16 protein-coding genes are annotated in these 20,097 nt (G+C 68.0%); 4 read left to right on the top strand and 12 right to left on the bottom strand.

What is annotated here, in order from left to right; genetic code table 11:
• The first annotated feature begins 127 nt into the window (after positions 1–127).
• The gene (locus AWC25_RS09010; protein ID WP_069401369.1) at positions 128–1,246 is read left to right on the top strand and encodes a YeiH family protein; all 1,119 of its coding nucleotides are present in this window, start codon (positions 128–130) and stop codon (positions 1,244–1,246) included.
• A 55-nt stretch (positions 1,247–1,301) separates the two neighbouring features.
• Complete coding sequence (locus AWC25_RS09005; protein ID WP_069401368.1) at positions 1,302–2,000, top strand: GAP family protein; 699 nt, start codon at positions 1,302–1,304, stop codon at positions 1,998–2,000.
• A 12-nt stretch (positions 2,001–2,012) separates the two neighbouring features.
• On the opposite strand, the gene AWC25_RS09000 is transcribed toward AWC25_RS09005, so the two are convergent.
• The 4 genes from AWC25_RS09000 to fdxA all read right to left on the bottom strand — a co-directional run bounded on the left by AWC25_RS09000 (position 2,013) and on the right by fdxA (position 7,267).
• The gene (locus AWC25_RS09000) at positions 2,013–3,266 is read right to left on the bottom strand and encodes an alpha/beta hydrolase (protein ID WP_244899480.1); all 1,254 of its coding nucleotides are present in this window, start codon (positions 3,264–3,266) and stop codon (positions 2,013–2,015) included.
• A gap of 79 nt (positions 3,267–3,345) precedes the next feature.
• Positions 3,346–5,706 (bottom strand): APC family permease, encoded by a 2,361-nt coding sequence (locus AWC25_RS08995; RefSeq protein ID WP_069401366.1) that lies wholly within the window; start codon positions 5,704–5,706, stop codon positions 3,346–3,348.
• Positions 5,707–5,796: 90 nt separating this feature from the next.
• Positions 5,797–6,897 (bottom strand): succinyldiaminopimelate transaminase, encoded by a 1,101-nt coding sequence (dapC, locus tag AWC25_RS08990; protein ID WP_069401365.1) that lies wholly within the window; start codon positions 6,895–6,897, stop codon positions 5,797–5,799.
• A 43-nt stretch (positions 6,898–6,940) separates the two neighbouring features.
• A complete protein-coding gene (gene fdxA / locus AWC25_RS08985) occupies positions 6,941–7,267 on the bottom strand; it encodes a ferredoxin (protein ID WP_044507554.1) in 327 nt (108 codons plus the stop codon).
• Positions 7,268–7,708: 441 nt separating this feature from the next.
• On the opposite strand from fdxA, the gene AWC25_RS08980 reads away from it, so the two are divergent.
• Complete coding sequence (locus tag AWC25_RS08980; protein WP_044512203.1) at positions 7,709–8,041, top strand: hemophore-related protein; 333 nt, start codon at positions 7,709–7,711, stop codon at positions 8,039–8,041.
• 120 nt (positions 8,042–8,161) lie between these two features.
• Here AWC25_RS08980 and AWC25_RS08975 read toward each other — a convergent pair whose 3' ends face one another.
• From AWC25_RS08975 to mshB, 3 genes are all read right to left on the bottom strand, one after another.
• The gene (locus AWC25_RS08975; protein WP_084229423.1) at positions 8,162–10,816 is read right to left on the bottom strand and encodes a bifunctional FO biosynthesis protein CofGH; all 2,655 of its coding nucleotides are present in this window, start codon (positions 10,814–10,816) and stop codon (positions 8,162–8,164) included.
• 97 nt (positions 10,817–10,913) lie between these two features.
• Complete coding sequence (locus AWC25_RS08970) at positions 10,914–11,372, bottom strand: hypothetical protein (protein WP_069401364.1); 459 nt, start codon at positions 11,370–11,372, stop codon at positions 10,914–10,916.
• A 92-nt stretch (positions 11,373–11,464) separates the two neighbouring features.
• Positions 11,465–12,382, bottom strand: coding sequence for an N-acetyl-1-D-myo-inositol-2-amino-2-deoxy-alpha-D-glucopyranoside deacetylase (gene mshB / locus AWC25_RS08965; RefSeq protein WP_069401363.1), 918 nt, complete (start codon positions 12,380–12,382; stop codon positions 11,465–11,467).
• 96 nt (positions 12,383–12,478) lie between these two features.
• On the opposite strand from mshB, the gene AWC25_RS08960 reads away from it, so the two are divergent.
• Entirely contained in the window at positions 12,479–13,105 is a 627-nt protein-coding gene (locus AWC25_RS08960; RefSeq protein ID WP_069401362.1) for a TetR/AcrR family transcriptional regulator, read from the top strand.
• Here AWC25_RS08960 and AWC25_RS08955 read toward each other — a convergent pair.
• The 5 genes from AWC25_RS08955 to narH form a co-directional block, all read right to left on the bottom strand.
• Positions 13,102–15,003 (bottom strand): ABC transporter family substrate-binding protein, encoded by a 1,902-nt coding sequence (locus AWC25_RS08955; RefSeq protein ID WP_085166656.1) that lies wholly within the window; start codon positions 15,001–15,003, stop codon positions 13,102–13,104. The genes AWC25_RS08960 and AWC25_RS08955 overlap by 4 nt on opposite strands.
• A gap of 61 nt (positions 15,004–15,064) precedes the next feature.
• Positions 15,065–16,951: a translational GTPase TypA gene (gene typA / locus AWC25_RS08950; protein WP_085166655.1), complete on the bottom strand. Its 1,887-nt coding sequence runs from the start codon at positions 16,949–16,951 to the stop codon at positions 15,065–15,067.
• A 69-nt stretch (positions 16,952–17,020) separates the two neighbouring features.
• A complete protein-coding gene (gene narI, locus AWC25_RS08945; RefSeq protein ID WP_069401359.1) occupies positions 17,021–17,749 on the bottom strand; it encodes a respiratory nitrate reductase subunit gamma in 729 nt (242 codons plus the stop codon).
• Positions 17,750–17,760: 11 nt separating this feature from the next.
• Positions 17,761–18,420 carry a nitrate reductase molybdenum cofactor assembly chaperone gene (narJ, locus tag AWC25_RS08940; protein WP_069401358.1) on the bottom strand — a complete coding sequence of 220 codons (660 nt, stop codon included), beginning with the start codon at positions 18,418–18,420 and terminating at the stop codon, positions 17,761–17,763.
• Positions 18,417–20,081, bottom strand: coding sequence for a nitrate reductase subunit beta (gene narH, locus AWC25_RS08935; protein WP_085166654.1), 1,665 nt, complete (start codon positions 20,079–20,081; stop codon positions 18,417–18,419). Before narH ends, narJ begins: the two co-directional genes overlap by 4 nt.
• Between the last annotated feature and the right edge of the window lie 16 nt (positions 20,082–20,097).

Below are 20,097 nucleotides of genomic sequence, written 5' to 3'. Positions count from 1 at the left end.
GCGTGCGTGAGTGATTGGCGCGAGCGAGTCGGCTCGGTATCGGTGGACTGGTGGGCGACGTTGGTTGCCGGGGCGATCACGGCGCTGGCGGTGGCCGACGCGCTGCCGAAGATTCCGTGGTGACGGCGTGAGCACCACCGAAGCCGAACCCGACGAGTCGCTGGACGAACCGGCATTCTCCAGCCGGCGGCCGCTGGATTACCTGCCCGGCATCGTGCTGCTGATCGCCGTCGGGCTGCTCGGCAAATACGCCCAGATCTGGTGGAACGCGCTGGCCAAGCATGAACACTGGCGGCTGCCCGACATCGAATACGTGTTGTGGGCCATCGTGATTGGGCTGCTCATCACCAACACCGTCGGACTGCACCGAATTTTCCGTCCGGGTGTGCAGACCTACGAGTTCTGGCTCAAGGTCGGCATCGTGGTCCTGGGCGCGCGGTTCGTGCTGGGCGACATCGCCAAACTCGGCGCCATCAGCCTGGTTCAGATCCTGGTGGATATGACCATCGCGGGGACCGTGATCATCGTCGTGGCGCGGGCATTTGGGCTGTCCGGGAAACTGGGTTCGCTGCTGGCCATCGGCACCTCGATCTGCGGGGTGTCGGCGATCGTGGCCGCCAAGGGCGCGATCCGGGCGCGCAACTCCGACGTCAGTTACGCGATCGCGGCCATCCTGGCGCTGGGCGCCGTGTCGTTGTTCGTGTTGCCGCCGTTGGGACACGTCATCGGGCTCACCGATCACGAATTCGGTCTGTGGGCGGGCCTGTCGGTGGACAACACCGCCGAGACGACCGCCACCGGTTACCTGTATTCCGATCAGGCCGGCAAGATTGCGGTCCTGGTGAAGTCGACCCGCAACGCGCTGATCGGGTTCGTCGTGCTCGGCTTCGCGCTGTACTGGGCCGCGCGCGGGCAGGCTGACGAGATCGCCGCCGGCGCAACCGCCAAGGCCGCCTTCATCTGGCAAAAGTTTCCCAAGTTCGTGCTGGGCTTTCTTGCGGTGTCGGCCATCGCGACGGCGGGCTGGCTGACCAAGGGCCAAACCGCCAATCTGGCGAACGTGTCCAAATGGGCGTTCCTGCTCACCTTCGCTGGCGTCGGCCTCAACACCGACTTCCGCCAAATCGCGCGCACCGGATGGCGTCCGCTCGTCGTTGCCGTCATCGGCCTGGCCGTGGTCGCGACGGTCTCCCTGGGCATCGTGTTGCTGACATCGCGCGTATTCCATTGGGGCGTAACCTCCTAGCCACCTAGGGCGGGGGCGGCCGCCGGCAGGCCGGCCGGTAACGTGGACGCCCGGTATGTGGATCACCCTGCTGCTCATGGCCGTTGCCATGAGCGTCGAGCCGTTCCGGATCGGCATGACGGTGTTGATGCTCCACCGTCCCAGGCCGGTGCTGCAGCTGTCGGCATTCCTGTGCGGCGGATTCGCGATGGGTATGACCGTGGGACTGGCCGTGGTGTTCGGCCTGCAGCGTCGGCTGCTCGATTCGTCGCAGCTCACCGTGCCCAGGCTGCAGATCCTCATCGGTGCGATGGCGCTACTGGTCGCGATCCTGCTGAGCGCGCAGGTCTGGTGGCGGTCCCGACTCGGCGGCGGGGCCGAGGCGCGCCGGGCGGCGGATTGCCCCGACCCGCGCGAGCACCACGGTTTGGGCCGCTTTTCCCGGCGGCTGCTGCACGGGCGGTCGCTGTGGGTGGCGGGCGCGGCCGGTCTCGGGATCGCGCTGCCGTCCGTCGATTACCTGGCCGCGCTGGCCGCGATCGTCGCGTCGGGGACTGCGGCCATGACGCGGCTCGGCGCGTTACTGATGTTCCATGTGGTGGCGTTCGCGCTGGTGGAACTCCCGCTACTGGCCTATCTGCTGGCGCCCCGCAGAACCCGCGCCGGCATGGTCACACTGCAGGTCTGGATCCGGTCGCGCCGGCGCGTCGAGGTGGCCGCAGCGCTGGCCGCGGCCGGGTGTCTGCTGGTCGTTATCGGAACGCGCGGCCTGTGACGCGTTGCCGCGTCATCGGCCGGTCCCGGTCGCCGCGGCCGTCGTCGCCGTCTGTTGCAGCGGCCCGCGGCGCACATACATTTCGGCCAGGAACTGTTCGACCGCGACCGCGGCATGCGCCGCGCGGGCGGACCCGAAGATGTCGAATGCATGCTGCGCCCAGGGCAATTCGGCATACACGACCGGCTGTTGGCTGACCTCGCGCAGCCGCGCGACGAAACTACGGGCCTGCGCGACCGGAACCAGCGTGTCGTTGGTTCCGTGCAGCAGGAAAAACGGCGGGGCGTCCGGGCGGACGTAGGTGATCGGCGACGCCGCACGAAACGGTTCGGCGATGTCGGTGCGGCTGACCTTGAACACGTTCTTGGCGACCATGGCCGCCATCAACGGGTGTACCGCGGAGCCGGTGGCGTTGAAGTCGTACACGCCGTAGAACGGCACCGCGACGTCCACCCGGGTATCGGCGTCTTCGAAGCCCGGCTGGAACCGCGGATCGTTGGGGGTCAGCGCGGCCAGCGCGGTCAGGTGCCCGCCGGCCGAACCTCCGGTGATCGCAAGCCAATCCGGGTCACCGCCGTACTCGGCGATGTGCTCCTTCGTCCACGCGATCGCACGTTTGACGTCGACGATCTGGTCCGGCCAGGTGGAACGGGGGCTGAGCCGGTAGTTGATCGCGACACAGATCCAGCCCAGTTCGGCCAGGTGGCTCATTAGCGGATGTGCTTGTCCGCGTTTGTTTCCCACCATCCAGGCGCCGCCGGGGACCTGGAGCAGCACCGGCGCCCGGCCGTTGCGGTCGAGGTCGGGCCGGCGCCAGATGTCGAGATGGTTGCGCGAACCGCACTCCCCGTAACTGATGTCGCCGTCGTGGGCGTAGTCGCGGTAGACGCGCAACATGCGCGCCACGCCGGGCTTTTTCGCCGTCGCCCCGCCGGGCGCCGGGCGCTTCCACAAATCACCCGATTCGCGCCGCCGCTCGGCGCCCAAGCCGGCGTCCAGCGCCGCCGTCAGCGGCTCGTTGGCCCGGCGCCCGAAATGCCGCAGACCCAGCAGGCCCAGCCAGGACAGCGCCGACAGCAGCCAGGTGAATTTCAGGGTCCGCGCGGGCAACCGGCGCGACAGCGCGGCCAGCGTGGAGAATTGGACGGCGAGCGACTGCATCGGTAACTCCGAGGCGACCACACCGTAGGCGAACGAAAAAGCCGTGCCGTATCCGCCTTTGCCCAACGGCCGATACCCGTTTGCGGTGAAGGCCAGACCCACCATGGACGCCAGCACGGCTCCCAGTCGCTTCACTGCTGTCCTCCCCATGGCATGCCGGTACAACCGGTCTCCACGTTAACGGTCACCTTTTGCTGCCCTCTGCCGGGCCGGGTCTGCCGGCCCGGGCCGGGTCTTCGACGATGTGGTACATCGGGTCGACCATCGTCATCGGCCGGTTGCCGCCCTGCTTGGGTTTGCCGGTGATGCGCAACAGCTGACCGGGCTGGATGTCGGCCCCGCCGTGGCCGGCCCGGAAGATCAGGTTGATCTCGCCGCTGTGGTCGCCGACGAGGACGGTGCGCAGGGTGCGCCGGCCCTGGGTGGTGTCCTCCACTTCGTTGACGCGTCCTTCGAATGTGGCGCGCCGTCCCGGCAGCAGGCCCGCCACGGTGAGCACCGACCGCGACGGGTCGGGATGCTCGTAGGCGTGGACGTCCCGGTCCTCGCCGCGGGTCACCCATTCGCCGAACCGCTCGAGCTCGCGAATGATGCGCTGTTCGAACCGCTCCGGGTAGGCCTCTTCGATACGGGTTTGAACGTCGTAGGGGACGATCGTGGCCGCCGCATCGGGAATCATGCTGACCGCCCGGGCGATCTTGTCCGCGGTGCGGTCGTGCAGCAGCCGGCCCACCAACGGGTTATAGGTGCGCCGGGGCAGCAGCGCGGTCACATTGGCGTCGCGATGCTCGTCACGCGCTTTGGCGATGAACAGCTGCGCGGCCCGGATGATGCGCCGGTCCGGACAGTCCACCACGCGCAGCCGGGTGTCGAGTTCGAAGTGATCCCACCGCTTGCGGATCTGCGCGGCCAGCGCCGCGTCGACCATGAAATGCACCGCGATCATCTCGTCGGCCCGCAATCCCTTGCCGTAGCGCAGCGCTTCGATGACGGCGAGATCGACCGAGTTGACGAACACAAAAACCTTGTGCCGCGCATACTTCACCAAATCGGGGCGGTCGGTGCGGAACATCTCCAGAATCGCTGCCTCGGCCCGATATTCGCGGTTCAGCCGGATCAGCAGGAAGACCAGAATCGGGAAGACCACCACGACCAGCCACGCACCCTCGGTGAACTTGGCGACCGCGAAGATGCCGACCACGATGGTGGACAGGATTCCCGCCGACAGGTTGATCACCAGTCGGCCCCGCCAGCCGGCCTCGCGATGCGTCACATGGTGTTTGGTCATGCCGTAACCGGCCATGGAGAAGCCGGTGAACACCCCGATCGCGTAGAACGGAACCAGCGCGTTGACCGAGCCTCCGGTGGCCAGCAGCAGGATCACCGACAACGCGGTGAGCGTGATGATCCCGTTCGAAAACACCAGGCGGTGACCGCGTTTCATCAACTGCCTGGGCAGAAACCGGTCTTCGGCGACGAAGCTCGCCAGCGCCGGGAATCCGTTGAAACTGGTGTTCGCGCCGGTGAACAGGATCGCCGCCGTCGCCGTCTGCACCAGGATGTAGAAGATGTTGCCGACGGCCCCGCCGCCGAACACCGCTCGCGCTATCTGCGACAGCACCGAGGGATATTCGCTCTTGTACGGCATCGCATGGGTCTCATACGCCAGGTAGGCAACCCCGGCCAGCAACAGTCCGAGGACGGTCGCCATTGCGGTCAGGACGCGTCGAGCGTTGCGGCCCTGCGGTTTCCGGAATACGTCGACGGTGTTGGAGATCGCCTCGACCCCGGTCAGCGACGACCCCCCGTTGGCGAACGAGCGCAGCAGCGTCAAGACCGTCGCGCCCATCACCAGACCGTCGGCCTTGTGCACCGGCACCGTGCCGGGCATGTGCGCCGGGTCGTAGACGGGCAGCTCACCGGAGAGGGCGCGCACGACGCCGACGATGATCGTCAGACCGACCATGACGATGAAGAAATAGGTGGCCAACGCGAACGGCAGGCCCGCTTCCTTGAGGCCGCGCAGATTCAGAAAGCAGATGACCAGCACCACGCCGACCGTGATCTGCAGACTGTGCGGCCCCAGCGACGGGATCGCTGACACCACGGCCACCGTGCCGGCCGCCGACTGCACGGCGACCGTGACCACGTAGTCGATCAACAGCGCCGCGGCGGCGACCTGGGCGATGCGCGGCCCGAAATTCTCCCGGGCCACGATGTAGGACCCGCCGGCCCGGGTGTAGGTCATCACGACCTGCCGGTACGAGGCGGCGACCAGCACCAGGATCAGCAGGATCACGCCGGTGATCGGCAGCAGCAGCGCAAAGGCCGCCAGGCCCGCCGCGGGCAGCAGTTCGATCAGGATCTGCTCGGGGCCGTAGGCGGTCGACGAAATCGCGTCGGGTGAAAGGGCGCCCAGCGCAACGGGATTCGACAGCCTCTCGGCCCGCAAGTTCTCGGTGATCAGCGGCTTGCCCAGGAAGATGCGCTTGACGACGTCCTCGATGGACAGTGGAAGGCGCAGCTTGCTGGCCGAAGTTGTCACGACATCGTTCCTTGCCCCGAGCGGTTTGTGATGCTTCGATGCATTCTGCCGCGTGCGCGGGGCGGCGGCGGATCGATGTCGATTTCTCGGTCAGGATGCCGGCGAGGCGGTGAGCCGCTGCGCCGCGGCATCGATGCGTTCGTCGGTAGCGGTCAACGCCACCCGTACGTGCTGGGCGCCGCGCGGGCCGTAGAACTCGCCCGGTGCCACCAAGATGCCCCGGTCCGCCAGCCACCCGACGGTGTCGCGGGACGGCTCGCCGCGGGTGGCCCACAGGTACAGTCCCGCCTCGGAATGGTCGATGGACAAGCCCGCCGCGCGCAGCGCCGGTGCCAGCACCGCCCGCCGTCGCGCATAGCATTCGCGCTGCACCTTTTCGTGGTCGTCGTCGTCTAGCGCCGCGACCATGGCGGCCTGCACCGGCGTCGGCACGATCATGCCGGCGTGTTTGCGCACGGCCAGCAGCTCGGCGACCAGGGCGGGATCGCCGCACACAAAGGCGGCCCGATATCCCGCCAGCGACGAGCTTTTCGACAACGAATGAATGGCGAGCAATCCGGTGTGGTCACCATCGCAGACGTCGGGATGCAACACCGACAACGGCTCGGCCTCCCACCCCAGCCCGAGGTAGCACTCGTCGGACGCCACCACCACGCGACGTTCGCGCGCCCATCCGACGACCTTGCGCAGATGATCGACGCCCAGCACCCGTCCGGTCGGGTTGCTCGGCGAGTTCAGGTAGACCAGCGCCGGGGACTGGGGCCCCAGCTGGGTGAGCGAGTCGGCGCGCAGCACCTGCGCCCGGGCCAGCAGGGCACCGACGTCGTAGGTCGGATACGCCAGCTCCGGCACGACGACCACGTCGGCGGGCCCGAGGCCCAGCAGCGTCGGGAGCCAAGCGATCAGTTCCTTGGAGCCGATCACCGGCAGTACGGCGGACTCGAGAACCCCGGTGATGCCGAAGCGGCGACGCAGCGCCGCGACCGCCGATTCACGCAGCTCGGGCGTGCCGGCGGTGGCGGGATAGCCGGGGGCGTGGGCGGCGGCGGCCAGCGCGTCCTGGATGATGGGCGCGACAGGATCCACCGGGGTGCCGATGGACAGATCGACGACGCCATCAGGATGTCTTGCGGCCGCGGCTTTGGCGTCGGCCAAGGTGTCCCAGGGAAATTCCGGCAGGACACCCGACACGGCAGTCCGGCCCCCCGTGGGCTCCTGCTGCACTGGTCCCCCTCTAGTCTCCTTCGCCCTGCGGCGGCAGATCCTTGACCGCTTGCGGGTCATTCTCGGTCATCCCGACCTTGGCCGCACCTCCCGGCGAGCCCAGCTCGGCGAAGAAGTCGGCGTTGATCTGGGTGTACTGGCTCCACTGGTCGGGCACATCGTCTTCGTAATAGATAGCCTCGACCGGACACACTGGCTCGCAGGCGCCGCAGTCCACGCATTCGTCGGGGTGGATGTACAGCATCCGTGCGCCCTCATAAATGCAGTCGACCGGGCATTCTTCGATGCACGCCTTGTCCTTGATGTCGACGCAGGGTTCGGCGATCGTGTACGTCACGGACGTCTCCTCAACGTTTTGTCGATGTACTGCTCAGGTGGGCTGCTGGTTGCCTCGCCGCGGCGCCTCGGGCGGCCATAAGCAAAGCTTTCGGTTACTGATACTAGACGTTGCACATACACGTCAACCACCGGGCACGCCACGATTCGGCGGACTTTCGGTACGGGCAGTCTCGCAGCCATGCTCGTCGTCGTACCCGCTATCCGAAGCCGTCACTCGATCGCCGCGCGGCAGTTGCGCCGCCGCGTTTGCCGCTGTGACGAACATCACCGCTGCGGCAAGTCGTCGGCGGTCACGATTTCCGCCGGGTTTCCGAATGACGATGAAAGCGAAGAACGTCCGCGGCGGCTGGTAATCTCGTCCCAGACGGCAGCCGGTAGTGCAGATCACGTAGCCGTCGTTGGCGTTGCAATAACTTTCCGGGGAAGGTGTCCAAGCATGATGACGCTGTCGTTGAGCAAACTGGCAGCCGCGGTCGGCGGCGCGGCAGTGGCGCTGAGCGCCGCCGCGGGGGTCGCCTCGGCAGACCCCCTGGATCCGATCATCAACACGACCTGCAACTACGGCCAGGTGATCGCGGCGCTGAACGCGAATGACCCGGCGACTGCCCAGCAGTTGAACGAGTCACCGTTCGCGCAGAACTACATTCGCCAGTTCCTGGCGGCACCACCGCCCAAGCGCCAGCAGATGGCCGCCCAGATCCAGGGCATGCCGGCGGCGGCCAAGTACTTCAACACGATCCAGCAAGTCGCGGTCGTCTGTAACAACTACTGAGCCTCAATAGCCGCTGACCATTAGCCGTATTTTCCGGGCCGCCGCGGCGGCCCGGGTGGTCGCGGTCGCCGGTCCCGCGGGATGCCCGTCGGCGTGCTCAGCGCCCCGGGGCGCGGACGGTTACGCGGCGAGCGGACTGTAATCGGTGGTCCGCTGCCGCGCGGGGCGGCCGATGGCCTCGGCGATGGCAACCAGTTCGGCTACCGTTTTCGCCGAGCCGTGTTCGGAGCCGGCCATTCGTGAGATGGTCTCCTCCATCAACGTCCCACCCAGGTCGTTGGCGCCGCCGTTGAGCATCACCTGGGTGCGTTCGACACCGAGTTTGACCCAGCTGGTCTGGATCTGAGAAATGCGGCCGTGCAACATGATTCGGGCCAGTGCGTGCACGGCCCGGTTGTCGCGGTGGGTGGGCCCGGGCCGGGCGGCGCCGGCGAGATACAGCGGCGAGCTCTGATGCACGAAGGGTAGCGGCACGAACTCGGTGAATCCGCCTGTGCGATCTTGAATTTCGCGCAGCACGTTCAGGTGGCCCACCCAATGCCGCGGACTGTCGACGTGTCCGTACATCATTGTCGACGACGACCGCAGGCCCACCTCGTGCGCGGTGGTGACGATCTCGATCCACATCGAGGTGGGTAGTTTGCCCTTGGTCAGCACCCAGCGGACTTCGTCGTCGAGGATTTCGGCCGCGGTGCCCGGGATGGTCCCCAGACCGGCCTCGCGCAGGCTGATCAGCCATTCGCGAACCGAAAGGCCGCTCTTGGTCACCCCGTTGGCGATCTCCATCGGCGAGAACGCATGCACGTGCATCGCGGGCACGCGGGTTTTGACGGCGCGCACCAAGTCCGCGTATCCGGTGACCGGCAACTCGGGGTCGATCCCGCCTTGCATGCACACCTCGGTCGCGCCCTGCACGTGCGCCTCCCAGGCCCGGTCGGCGACCTCCCGGGCGGACAACGAGTACGCGTCGGCGTCGCCCTTGCGCTGCGCGAACGCGCAGAACCGGCATCCCGTGTAGCAGATGTTGGTGAAGTTGATGTTGCGGTTCACCACGAACGTCACATCGTCACCGACCGCGTCCCGGCGCAGCGAATCTGCCAGCGCGGCAACGGCTTCCAGTGCGGGTCCGTCGGCAGTGGCCAGCGCCAGGTATTCGTCGTCGCTGCAGCCGGCCGGGTCGCGTTCGGCCGAGCGCAGCGCGGCCAGCACGTCAGTGTCGATGCGTTCCGGCGCGGCGCTGTCCCTGGCGGCCAGCTCGTGCACCCGGGCGCGAATGGACTCCCAGTTGCCGAATGCACTGTCGAGATCGCTGCGCGCCTCGGAGTTGCGGCCCTCGGTGTCGATCGCGGCGTTCAGGTCCACCCGACCCGACGACTCCGCGTCGTCCGGCTCCTGCCAGGGCAGGCCGGTGGGGTTGACGTCGCGCGCCAGGCCCGTCACCGGATCGGCCAGTGCCACAACATGACCGCGCACCCGCGGATCGATCCACGCGGCGCCGGCCTGAATGTATTTGGGATGGGCAGTCAACCGCTGCACCAGATCGAAACCGGCTTCGGCGGTGACGGCGTCCAACTCATCCAAAGCCGGCCACGGCCGTTCCGGGTTGACGTGATCGGGCGTCAACGGTGAAACCCCGCCCCAGTCATCGACTCCCGCGGCCACCAGCGCCAGGCATTCCTCCCGCGAAACCAGGTTCGGCGGCGCCTGAATACGCATGCCCGGACCGAGCACCAGCCGGGCAACGGCGATGGTCGCCAGATAGTCCTCGATGCCGGCGTCGGGAACGGCGGCCATCGCGGTGTGCTGCTTGGCCCGAAAGTTCTGCACGATGACTTCTTGGACGTGCCCAAATTCCTTGTGCGACTTGCGGATCGCGTGCAGGGTGTCGGCACGTTCGGCCAGCGTCTCGCCGATACCGACCAACAGACCGGTGGTAAACGGAATCGACAACCGGCCGGCGTCGGTGAGCGCGCGCAGCCGCACAGCCGGGTCTTTGTCCGGACTGCCGTAGTGGGCAAGCCCTTTCGTCTCGAAGAGCCGTCGCGACGTCGTTTCGAGCATCATGCCCATCGACGGCGCCACCGGCTTGAGCAGCGACATCTCCGACCAGCTCATCACACCCGGATTCAGGTGCGGCAACAAGCCGGTCTCCTCCAGCACCCGGATCGACATCGCGCGCACGTAGGACAGGGTCGAGTCATAGCCGCGCTGGCTGAGCCATTCGCGCGCCTCCGGCCAGCGGTCCTCCGGCCTGTCGCCGAGCGTGAACAACGCTTCCTTGCAACCCAGTTCGCCGCCCCGACGGGCGATGTCGAGGATCTCGTCGGGCTCGAGGTACATGCCCGCCCCCTGGGCGCGCAACTTGCCCGGGACGGTGACGAAGGTGCAGTAATGGCAGTTGTCCCGGCACAGGTGGGTCACCGGGATGAACACCTTGCGTGAGTAGGCGATCGGCAACCGGCCGTTCGGCCCGCGCCGGCCTGCCGATTCCAGGCCGGCGTCGCGCACCCGGGCCGCGCTCGCGCACAAGTCGGCGAGGTCGTCGCCGCGTGCGGTCATCGCCACGGCCGCCTCGTCGATGTTGAGGGCGACGCCGTCGCGGGCCCGGCGCAGCACGCGCCGCAATGCAGAAGCGTTGACCTTGGGCACAGAGTCGCCGGCCTTCGGAAAGACGGGATTCGGCAGAACAGTGGGCTCCTCGCCTGGAGGCCTCGGTGTCACTGGCACCTTGGTGTAACTTCCCCGCGATCGAATTTCATCCGGATGTCCCAACATCTGCGTTTCGGCAACCATAGCGATGCTGTACGCAAACAGTAGCGCCGGTCGTCGCTTTCACCCCCGATGGGACGTGCCTTTGCACCTGTGCATGGACTCAGCGAACGCCGCGCTGCAGCAAGACCAGCACCGGCGGCGTCACGCCGAGCGCGATGAGCAGCAGTGCGCCGTAAGCCATCAGGCCCCGGCCACCCAGGATGATGTCGTCGGCGGGGCCACCCATGCTCAGCACCGCCACGGTCAGCAACCACGTCCACAGCGGCAAGGCGGCCCCCCGCGCCGTGCTGGTCCACCGCCCGGCGGCCCAGACCAAGGCGGCGTTGACCAGGCCACTGATCAGGCCGCTGATCGGGAAGGGAACGGTGCCGATATAGGAAGGCAGCAGGAGGGCCCCGGCGAGTGCTGACAACACCCCGTCGACCGCCAAGAGAGCCAACACCACGACACGAATGGCTGGGTCTGTCGTGCCGACGTCCTCGACGGGTGCGGTACGCGGCTTGGTTTCGGTCAGGTCGGGACGCTGTCGACGTTGGACAGAATGGAACCGATAACCCACTGCAGGCTGTCCAGCCGGTCCTGCCAGTGCTGCAGGTTCGGGTCCAGGTCGGGGTCCATAAGAAATCCTTCCGTGGCTGCCTGTTTGGCAGCCTACTCCGCACCCCACCCGTCGAAATCCAGTCCCGCGAGCAGGTCCGTTTCCCAGCCGCGGCCGTCGCGGGCCCCCGCGGAACCGGCCACCAGCACATAGTGTTCGTCGCCCAGAATCGGCAACGCCAGGTCGTTGGACAAGGCGAGGGCCCGTCTCGTCGGCCCGACCACGACCTGCGTGGCGTGCGCGGTCAGCGCTGCCACCTTGGCGGCCAACGCCTCCGGTGTCCCTGCTACGACGGCATCGATCTTCTCGTCGGGATAGCCGAAGTCGAATTCCTCCGGCGGCGGGATCGTCCATTGGGGCAGCAGATCGGCGGGCTCCAGAGCCCGCCAGCCGACCGTGAAAGCATCGGTGGCCAGCACCGTCCAGTAGAACTTCGGCACGGCCCACGGCCGCCCGGGGTAGTCGATGGATTCGGCCGCGGCGGCGACCGCTGCCGTGGTGATGGTGTGGGCGTGGATGTGGTCGGGGTGGCCGTATCCGCCGTTGGGGTCGTAGGTGACGACGACGTGCGGGCGTTGCTCCCGGATGATCGCGACCAGCGCGCCGACCGCCTCGTGCTCGTCGGCGTCGATGAACCGCCGACGACCACCGGACCGCTGCCGCGGCTCGGTGCCGGCCATGCCCGAGTCTCGAAAGCGCCCCGCCCCGCCCAGATAATGGGGGCCCTCGACGCCCAACGCCCGCAGGGCCGCGGTCAGTTCGCCGACCCGGTAGCCGCCCAGCTGGTCGGCGTGGTCGACCGCAAGCCCGGCCCAGCGGTCGCCGATCACCTCCCCCTCTTCGCCGAGCGTGCAGGTGACCACGCTGACCTGCGCCCCGCGGGCGGCGTAGTAGGCGATCGTGGCGCCGTTGCTCAGGCTTTCGTCGTCGGGGTGCGCATGCACGAACAACAGCCGCGGAGTCTCGGGCATGGACGCACTCTATCCGGCGCCGAAGCGGCGTCCCTTCGGTCACCGGGTGCGACGATTGCCGCACCAAGTAGGAACGGCGACGGCTACTATCGAGGAATGTCGCAAGCCACCCAGACAGTGTCGAGCGCGGTGCGGAGCCGCCGGCGAGGCGAGGTCCTCGAACGCGCGCTCTACGAGGCCACCCTGGCCGAGCTGACCGAGGTTGGCTACGGCGGGCTGACGATGGAAGGCATCGCGGCGCGCGCCCAGACCGGTAAGGCGGCGCTGTACCGACGCTGGTGCAGCAAACACGATCTGGTGCACGCCGCGCTGGTTTTCGCGCTGCCGTCGGTACCCGAGCCGCGGTCCAGCCGGTCTCCGCGCGAGGCTTTGCTCACGGTGTTCACCGCGCACCGCGACGTGCTGGCCGGCAAGACGGCGTTCCCCGGGCTGGACATCATCCACCAGCTGCTGCACGAACCCGAGATGCGCGCAATCTTCGCCGACGCGGTGGTCGGGCCGCGGCTGAAGCTGATCGATTCGATCCTGCAAGCCGCCGTCGAGGCCGGCGACGTCGATCCGGCCGCGCTGACCCCGCTGACCCCGCGCATCGGGCCCGCGCTGATCAACCAGCACTTCCTGCTCACCGGTGAACCGCCGAACCGCCGCGAGCTGGCGATGATCGTCGACACCATCATTCCGCCCCGCCAGCCCCAGCCGGCGACACCGGACGACGCGAGCTAAGGCCCGGTCTTCACCCACTGCCCGGCGTCGCCGACGATGCCGACCGGCACCGCACCGGACAGGCTGACGTTCTGCACGCTGGGCCCCGCGCCGACGATCGTGGTGTCCTGCAGGATCGGCAGCACGGTCGCCATGTTCCACAACCGCGGCTCCACCGCGGTGATCACCTCGTTGATGCTTTTTGTGCCGTTGAGCGCGGCGTCGATGTTGGACTGAATGCTGCGATCGCAGATCCCGGTCAGGTTCGACGGCGCCTGCACCAGCGCGCCGGGGTCGGGCGGCCGACTGGGCGGCGCAGCCGTGGGCGTGGCCGTGGGCGGCAGCGACGTGGCGGCCGACGGGGACGGCGCCGTCGAGCCGGCGGCGGTGGTGGTGGTCTGCGTGCTGGTGGTTGGGACGGTGGTGGCCTGCAGGGCGGGACAGCCGAACCGCGACGCCAGCAGCGTCGCCAGGTTGCCGCCGGCCCGATGCCAGCCGACGATCGCGTCGACCTGGTTGTTGGTCAGCGCGTCGCGGTACAGCGTGACGGGGTCCAGCGCGGACACCGACGCCGCGATGCCGACGTTACGCAGCTGGTCGGCGGCGGTGTTGGCGACCGCGACCGAGGTGGGGTCGTTCGACGCCACCCCGATGATCAGCGTCAACTGCTTGCCGTCCTTGCTGATGCGACCGCGGGTCACCTCCGGTGGCCCGCCGTTGGGGGTGCCGGGCTCGGGTGTCGGCGACGCCGACGCGCTGCTTTCGATCTGGTAGCCGGCCGCCGAGAACAACGCCAGCGCGGCCTGTTTGCTCATGGCCGGCGGCGCGGTCGGTTCGTAGCCGGGATCGCTCGGGGACCGGATCTGGGCCTGGTCCAGCGAGATGGTGTTGTCGCTGCCGGCGCCGACGGCCGCGAGCAGGTCGACGTCGAGCAGTCCCAGAATCCCCTTGCGCACCCCGGCATCGCTCAGCTTGGGCTGGTTGGCGCGCAGCGTAAGCTGCATGACCCGCGGTGTCATGATGCGGGCCGTGCGCACCTCGGGAATCGCCGACAGCTGAGCGAACGCCGCCGAGCCGCCGTGCACCTGGGCCACCTGGGTGTCGCCGTTGCGTACCGAGTCCGCCAGCGCCGCCGGCGCCCCGGCCCGCCGGAACAGGATGAGGGACGGCTTGGCGGGTGGTCCCCAATATCGGTCGTTGCGCGCGATCAGGATCTCGTCGCGCTGCGGGTCGATGTTCTCCACCCGGAATTGCCCGCCGGTGACCGTCAGCGACCGGACCAGACCGGCCGCGAACCCGCCCGGCACATCCTTGACGATGTGCGCCGGCAGCAGGTCGCTGAACAGCTCCTTCCACGCCGGATACGGCTGAGCGAAGGTGACGACGGCCTGCTTGCCGCCCTCCAGCGACTGCACGCCCGTGATCAGGTCGTAGCCCGCCGGATCCACCACCCCGGGCTGGGTGACCATCTGGTGCCACAGGTACCAGAAGTCGTCGGCGCCGATCGGTGCGTTGTCGGTCCACTGCGCCTCGGGCCGGATCTTGTAGGTCACCGTGAACGGGTTCTGGTTGGTCACCTCGGCGGACACCAGCAGCGTCGGGTCCATCTCCCACCGCGAGCCCGTCGGCGTGGTCGGGTCGGGCACCGGCCGGAACGCGCTAGGCAACACCAGGGCGCTGATCGCGGCGTTGACTGGCGACAGATCCGAGAGCAGATGCGGGTTGAAGCCGGCGCCGATCGAGTCGATGCCCATGATGATCTGCATGACCCGCTGCGGCGGCGGCGTGTTGTGCGGGGTATCGGTGCTCTGCGGCGCCGGCGGCGGGCTGACGGTGCACGCGGCCAGGGCCAGTCCTGCCACGGTGAGCAAAACGCCGGCCGCCAGAACGAGGTGGCGGGCCCGGTGCAGCACGACCATCAGGGTATCGACCGCCTGCCCGGCGGCTCGGTGGATCCTGCGGGCAATGGGCAACAAGGAGTTAGCCCCGGGCCTTGGCTCTCGCTTTGCTGCGGGCCCGGGCCGTGGCGTCCAGCTCCACCTTGCGGACCCGGACGATCTCCGGGGTCACCTCGACGCATTCGTCGGCGGCGCAGAACTCCATGGCGCCCTCCAGGTCGAGTTCCAGGGGCTTGGCGAGGGTCTCGATCACGTCGGCGGTCGAGGACCGCATGTTGGTCAGCTTCTTCTCGCGGGTGACGTTGATGTCGAGGTCCTCCGGGCGCGGGTTGATGCCGACGACCATCCCTTCGTAGGTGTCCTGGCCCGGCTGCACGAAGAACTGGCCGCGGTCGGCGAGCTGGATCATGGCGAACGGCGTGATGGTGCCGCTGCGGTCGGACACCAGCGAACCGGTGTGGCGGGCCCGGATCTCCCCCGCCCACGGCCGGTAACCGTCGAACACGGCGTTGGCGATGCCGGTGCCGCGGGTCAGGGTGAGGAAGTCGGTGCGGAAGCCGATCAGGCCGCGGCTGGGCACGATGAAATCCATCCGCACCCAGCCGGCGGCATGGTTGGCCATCTCCTCCATGCGGCCCTTGCGGCCGGCCATCAACTGGGTGATGGCGCCGACGAACTCCTCCGGGCAGTCGATGGTCATCGCCTCGAACGGCTCGTGCAGCTTGCCGTCGATGGTCTTGGTGACCACCTGCGGCTTGCCGACGGTGAGCTCGAAGCCCTCCCGTCGCATCTGTTCGACCAGCACGGCCAGGGCGAGCTCGCCGCGGCCCTGCACCTCCCAGGCGTCGGGCCGACCGATGTCGACCACCCGGATCGACACGTTGCCCACCAGTTCCTGGTCGAGCCGGTTGCGGACCATGCGCGCGGTCAGCTTGTGGCCGGACACCTTGCCCGCCAGCGGGGACGTGTTGGTGCCGACCGTGACGGAGATCGCGGGCTCGTCGACGGTGATGCGCGGCAGCGCGTGCGCGTGTTCCGGATCGGCCAGGGTGTCGCCGATCATGATCTCCGGAATCCCGGCGACCGCCACGATGTCCCCGGCCACCGCGACGTCGGTGGGGCGGCGGTCGACGCCTTCGGTCGCCAGCAGCTCCGTGATCTTGGCGCTGGTGATCACCGGGACACCGTCCACCTCACGCATCCACGCCACCTGCTGCCCCTTGCGCAGCTTGCCGTTGTAGATCCGGATCAGGGCGAGCCGGCCGAGGAACGCCGACGAGTCGAGGTTGGTCACCAGCGCCTGCAGCGGGGCCCCGGGGTCGCCGGACGGTGCGGGGATGTGCTCCATCAGCACGTCGAACAGCGGGTCGAGGTTGTCGCCGGCGGGGATCTCGCCGTCGGCGGGCTGCTCGGTGCTGGCGATTCCCGCCCGCCCGGACGCGTACAGCGTCGGCAGGCCCAGCGCGTGCTCGGCCGCCTTGGCGGCTTCGTCGTCGAGGTCGGATGCCACGTCGAGCAGCAGATCGTGGCTGGCGTCGACGACCTCGCCGATGCGCGCGTCCGGCCGATCGGTCTTGTTGACGACGAGGATCACCGGCAGGTGTGCCTGCAGCGCCTTGCGCAACACGAACCGGGTCTGCGGCAACGGCCCCTCCGAGGCGTCGACCAACAGCAGCACGCCGTCGACCATCGACAGCCCGCGCTCCACCTCGCCGCCGAAGTCGGCGTGGCCGGGGGTGTCGATGACGTTGATCACCGTCACCGTGCCGTCCGGGTGGTGGCGGTGCACGGCGGTGTTCTTGGCCAGGATCGTGATGCCCTTTTCGCGTTCCAGGTCGCCGCTGTCCATCACGCGTTCTTGCAGCTCACCGCGCTCGTGTAGGGCTCCGGACTGGCGGAGCATCGCGTCGACGAGGGTCGTCTTGCCGTGGTCGACGTGAGCAACGATGGCGACATTGCGGAATGGCACGTCGGTGATTGTGGCAGCGGCGGGCTCTGGTTGGCGAACTGGCAGCTCACCAGACGGCGCCGGCACTGCCTACCAGGCGCGCCGTGACGCCGACCCGACCAGCCGACGCCGGTCGGCCACGTCGCGACTGCGATAGACGATGTAGGGCCGGAACAGGTACCCGATCGGAGCGCTGAACGCGTGCACCAAGCGGGTGAACGGCCACAGTGCGAACAACGCCAGGGCGATGAAGACGTGGATCTGGTAGTAGACCGCCGCGTGGGCCATCAAATCGCCGCGCGGGTCGAGGATCCAGATCGAGCGGAACCACACCGACACTTTCCGCCGATAGTCGTGCAGCTCGCCGAAATGCGTGGCGCCGGCCACGGTGCAACACATGCCCGCCACCAGGGCGCAGGTCAGCACGGCGTACATCAGTTTGTCGTTTCGGGTGGTGGCCCGCAGTACCGGCGGGTGGGTGCGCCGCCGGTAAATCAGCAATCCGATTCCGGTGATGGCGGCGATGCCGGCCGGCACCCCGAGCAGCAGCGCCTGCAGGTGGTAGAGGTGATCGCTCACCCCCAACCATTCGGTCCAGGATTCCGGGACGAATAAACCGACGACGTGGCCCATGATCACCATCAGGCTGCCGAAGTGGAACAGCGGGCTGCCGATCGAGAGCAGCTTCGATTCGTAGATCTGCGACGAACGGGTGGTCCAGCCGAATTTGTCGTAGCGGTACCGCCACCAGCAGCCGACGGCGACGATCGCCAGCACGACGTAAGGCGCGTCGTCCCAGAAGATTTCGAGTAATTTCATATGCACGGACGTCAACCTCCCGGGCCACGCCTGGGCGGCACGGTCAATGTAAACGGCTGCAGCCCAACGGATTCCACGGGAGGGCCGGACTCGGCAAGCCGCTGGGCCCGGCGCGCCTGCCGGTCGTTGGGCTCCGGCAATGTCGTGCCGATCGCCGCGACGGTGTGCGCGTAGGGCGAGCCGGCAGCGGACAGCGCGCGCGCCACCACGTCGATCGGCACGCGATGCTCGGTCAGCAATCGCCGGCCGATCTCGGGGCTGACGGTAGCGGCGAATTCCAGCAGCACCGGCAGATGGTCCGGCGCCTCCGCGCACGGCGGCCGGGCCCCGGCGGCGCGGTAGGCGTCGGCGAACGACAGCATCTCCTTGCCGCGGTTGCGGGTGTCCCCCGCGGTCCAATAGGTCAGATACATCGTGGCGCGCCGTTGCATGTCGAACGTCTCGACGTAGCGGGCCGCCGCGGTCATCGGGTCCAGCGCACGCAGCGCCGTAAGCGTTCGGCGCAGCAACTCCGCGGCGGGTCCGCTCAGGTGCGCGAGCAGCTCCTCGACGGTGTCCAACCGGGCGGCATGGCCGTCGTCCGGATAGGCCAGCAGCAGCGATGCCGCCTGCCACACCAGCCGGTCTCCCATGGTGCCGCGACGTTCCCGGGCAATGCTCGGCAGTCTCATCGGTGTTGCCGATCTCGTTGCGGGAACAGGCCCGTCTGCGCGCTGTGGCCGTCCCAGTTCAGCAGGTTCACCGGGGAGCGACGGGTGTCGGTTTCGGCCGCCGCCTGGCCCTCCTGCCGGCGCCGCTGCGCGTGAAAGGTTTCCACGGCCACCGGTACCGGCGTCGTGCCGCCACCGCCGAACGGGCCGTGTTCATACATGCCCGGTCCGTCGTCGTAGGACAACGAGCAACCCAACCCCTCGGCCAGCCCGGCGGCCGGCGTATCGGCCGGGTATGCCGTCGGAATGACATAGCGCTCTTCGTATTTCGCGATCGCCAAGAGCCGGTACATGTCGTAGATCTGCTCTTCGGTCATGCCGACCGCCTCCGGGATGTGCGGTTGGGTCTCACGGCCGAGGTTGATGTCACGCATGTAGGACCGCATCGCGGCCAGCCGCCTGAGTACGCCCGCGACCGCGTCCGTGTCGCCCGCGGTAAAGAGTTCGGCCAGGTATTGGATCGGGATGCGCAGCGCCTCCAGCGCGCCGAACAGATTGCCCAGATCCTCGCCGTCGTGGCCGTCGCGGCTGACAGCGTCGACGACCGGTGACAGCGGCGGGATGTACCAAACCATCGGCATGGTGCGGTATTCCGGATGCAGCGGCAGCGCCACCCGATAGGTGTTGATCAAGGCGTACACCGGAGACCGTTGCGCCGCCTCGATCCACTCCTCGGCGATGCCCTGCGCCCGCGCACCGGCGATCACCTCGGGATCGTTGGGGTCCAACAGGATTCGGCGCTGGGCCTCGTACAGCTCGGTGTCCTGTGGCACCGACGCCGCCTCGAGCACCCGGTCGGCATCGTAGAACACCAATCCCAGGTAGCGCAGCCGTCCCACACAGGTTTCCGAGCACACCGTGGGCAGGCCGACCTCGATGCGCGGGTAGCACATGGTGCACTTTTCGGCCTTGCCCGTCTTGTGGTTGAAATACACCTTCTTGTAAGGACATCCGGACACACACATCCGCCAGCCGCGGCAGCGGTCCTGGTCGACGAGCACGATGCCGTCCTCGGTGCGCTTGTACATCGCCCCCGACGGGCACGACGCGACGCACGAGGGATTCAGGCAGTGCTCGCAGATCCGCGGCAGGTAGAACATGAAGGTCTCTTCGAGCTTGAGCTTGATGTCCTCGCTGACCTTGCGCAACACCGGGTCGTCGGGCAGGATTTCGGGCGAGCCGGCCAGGTTGTCGTCCCAGTTGGAGCCCCACGACACCTTCATCGGTGCGCCGCTGATCAGACTGCGTGGTGGCGCCGTCGGGAAGGTGTCGCCCGCCGGCGCGCGGGTCAGGTTCTCGTAGTCGTAGGTCCACGGCTCGTAATAGTCGGCGATGGTCGGCAGCCGGGGGTTGGCGAAGATCCGCAGCAACTTCGCGAATCGCCCACCGTCGCGCAGCCGCAGGCGGCCCTTTCTATCGCGGATCCAGCCACCGCGCCAGCGCTGCTGGTCCTCGTAGGTGCGCGGATACCCCACACCCGGGCGGGTTTCGACGTTGTTGAACCACACGTACTCGGTTCCCGCACGGTTGGTCCAGGCCTGCTTACAGGTCACCGAACAGGTATGGCAGCCAATGCATTTGTCGAGGTTCATCACCATCGCCAGCTGCGCCATGACTTTCATCGTCTCGCTCCGCGGG

The sequence above is a fragment of the Mycobacterium sherrisii genome, assembly GCF_002102355.1.
Classification (GTDB): domain Bacteria; phylum Actinomycetota; class Actinomycetes; order Mycobacteriales; family Mycobacteriaceae; genus Mycobacterium; species Mycobacterium sherrisii.
Note: the sequence above shows the minus strand (reverse complement) of the source record. Positions and strands in the feature narration are given on the sequence as shown.

What these genes read in the sequence shown, in the direction of transcription:
- AWC25_RS09000 (WP_244899480.1), bottom strand. Translation starts at nt 3,266, where the DNA reads ATGGTGGGTCTGGCCTTCACCGCAAACGGGTATCGGCCGTTGGGCAAA.
- AWC25_RS09005 (WP_069401368.1), top strand. Translation starts at nt 1,302, where the DNA reads ATGTGGATCACCCTGCTGCTCATGGCCGTTGCCATGAGCGTCGAGCCG.
- mshB (WP_069401363.1), bottom strand. Translation starts at nt 12,382, where the DNA reads ATGCCCGAGACTCCGCGGCTGTTGTTCGTGCATGCGCACCCCGACGAC.
- AWC25_RS08960 (WP_069401362.1), top strand. Translation starts at nt 12,479, where the DNA reads ATGTCGCAAGCCACCCAGACAGTGTCGAGCGCGGTGCGGAGCCGCCGG.
- narJ (WP_069401358.1), bottom strand. Translation starts at nt 18,420, where the DNA reads ATGAGACTGCCGAGCATTGCCCGGGAACGTCGCGGCACCATGGGAGAC.
- AWC25_RS08955 (WP_085166656.1), bottom strand. Translation starts at nt 15,003, where the DNA reads ATGGTCGTGCTGCACCGGGCCCGCCACCTCGTTCTGGCGGCCGGCGTT.
- narH (WP_085166654.1), bottom strand. Translation starts at nt 20,081, where the DNA reads ATGAAAGTCATGGCGCAGCTGGCGATGGTGATGAACCTCGACAAATGC.
- AWC25_RS08975 (WP_084229423.1), bottom strand. Translation starts at nt 10,816, where the DNA reads ATGTTGGGACATCCGGATGAAATTCGATCGCGGGGAAGTTACACCAAG.
- narI (WP_069401359.1), bottom strand. Translation starts at nt 17,749, where the DNA reads ATGAAATTACTCGAAATCTTCTGGGACGACGCGCCTTACGTCGTGCTG.
- AWC25_RS08980 (WP_044512203.1), top strand. Translation starts at nt 7,709, where the DNA reads ATGACGCTGTCGTTGAGCAAACTGGCAGCCGCGGTCGGCGGCGCGGCA.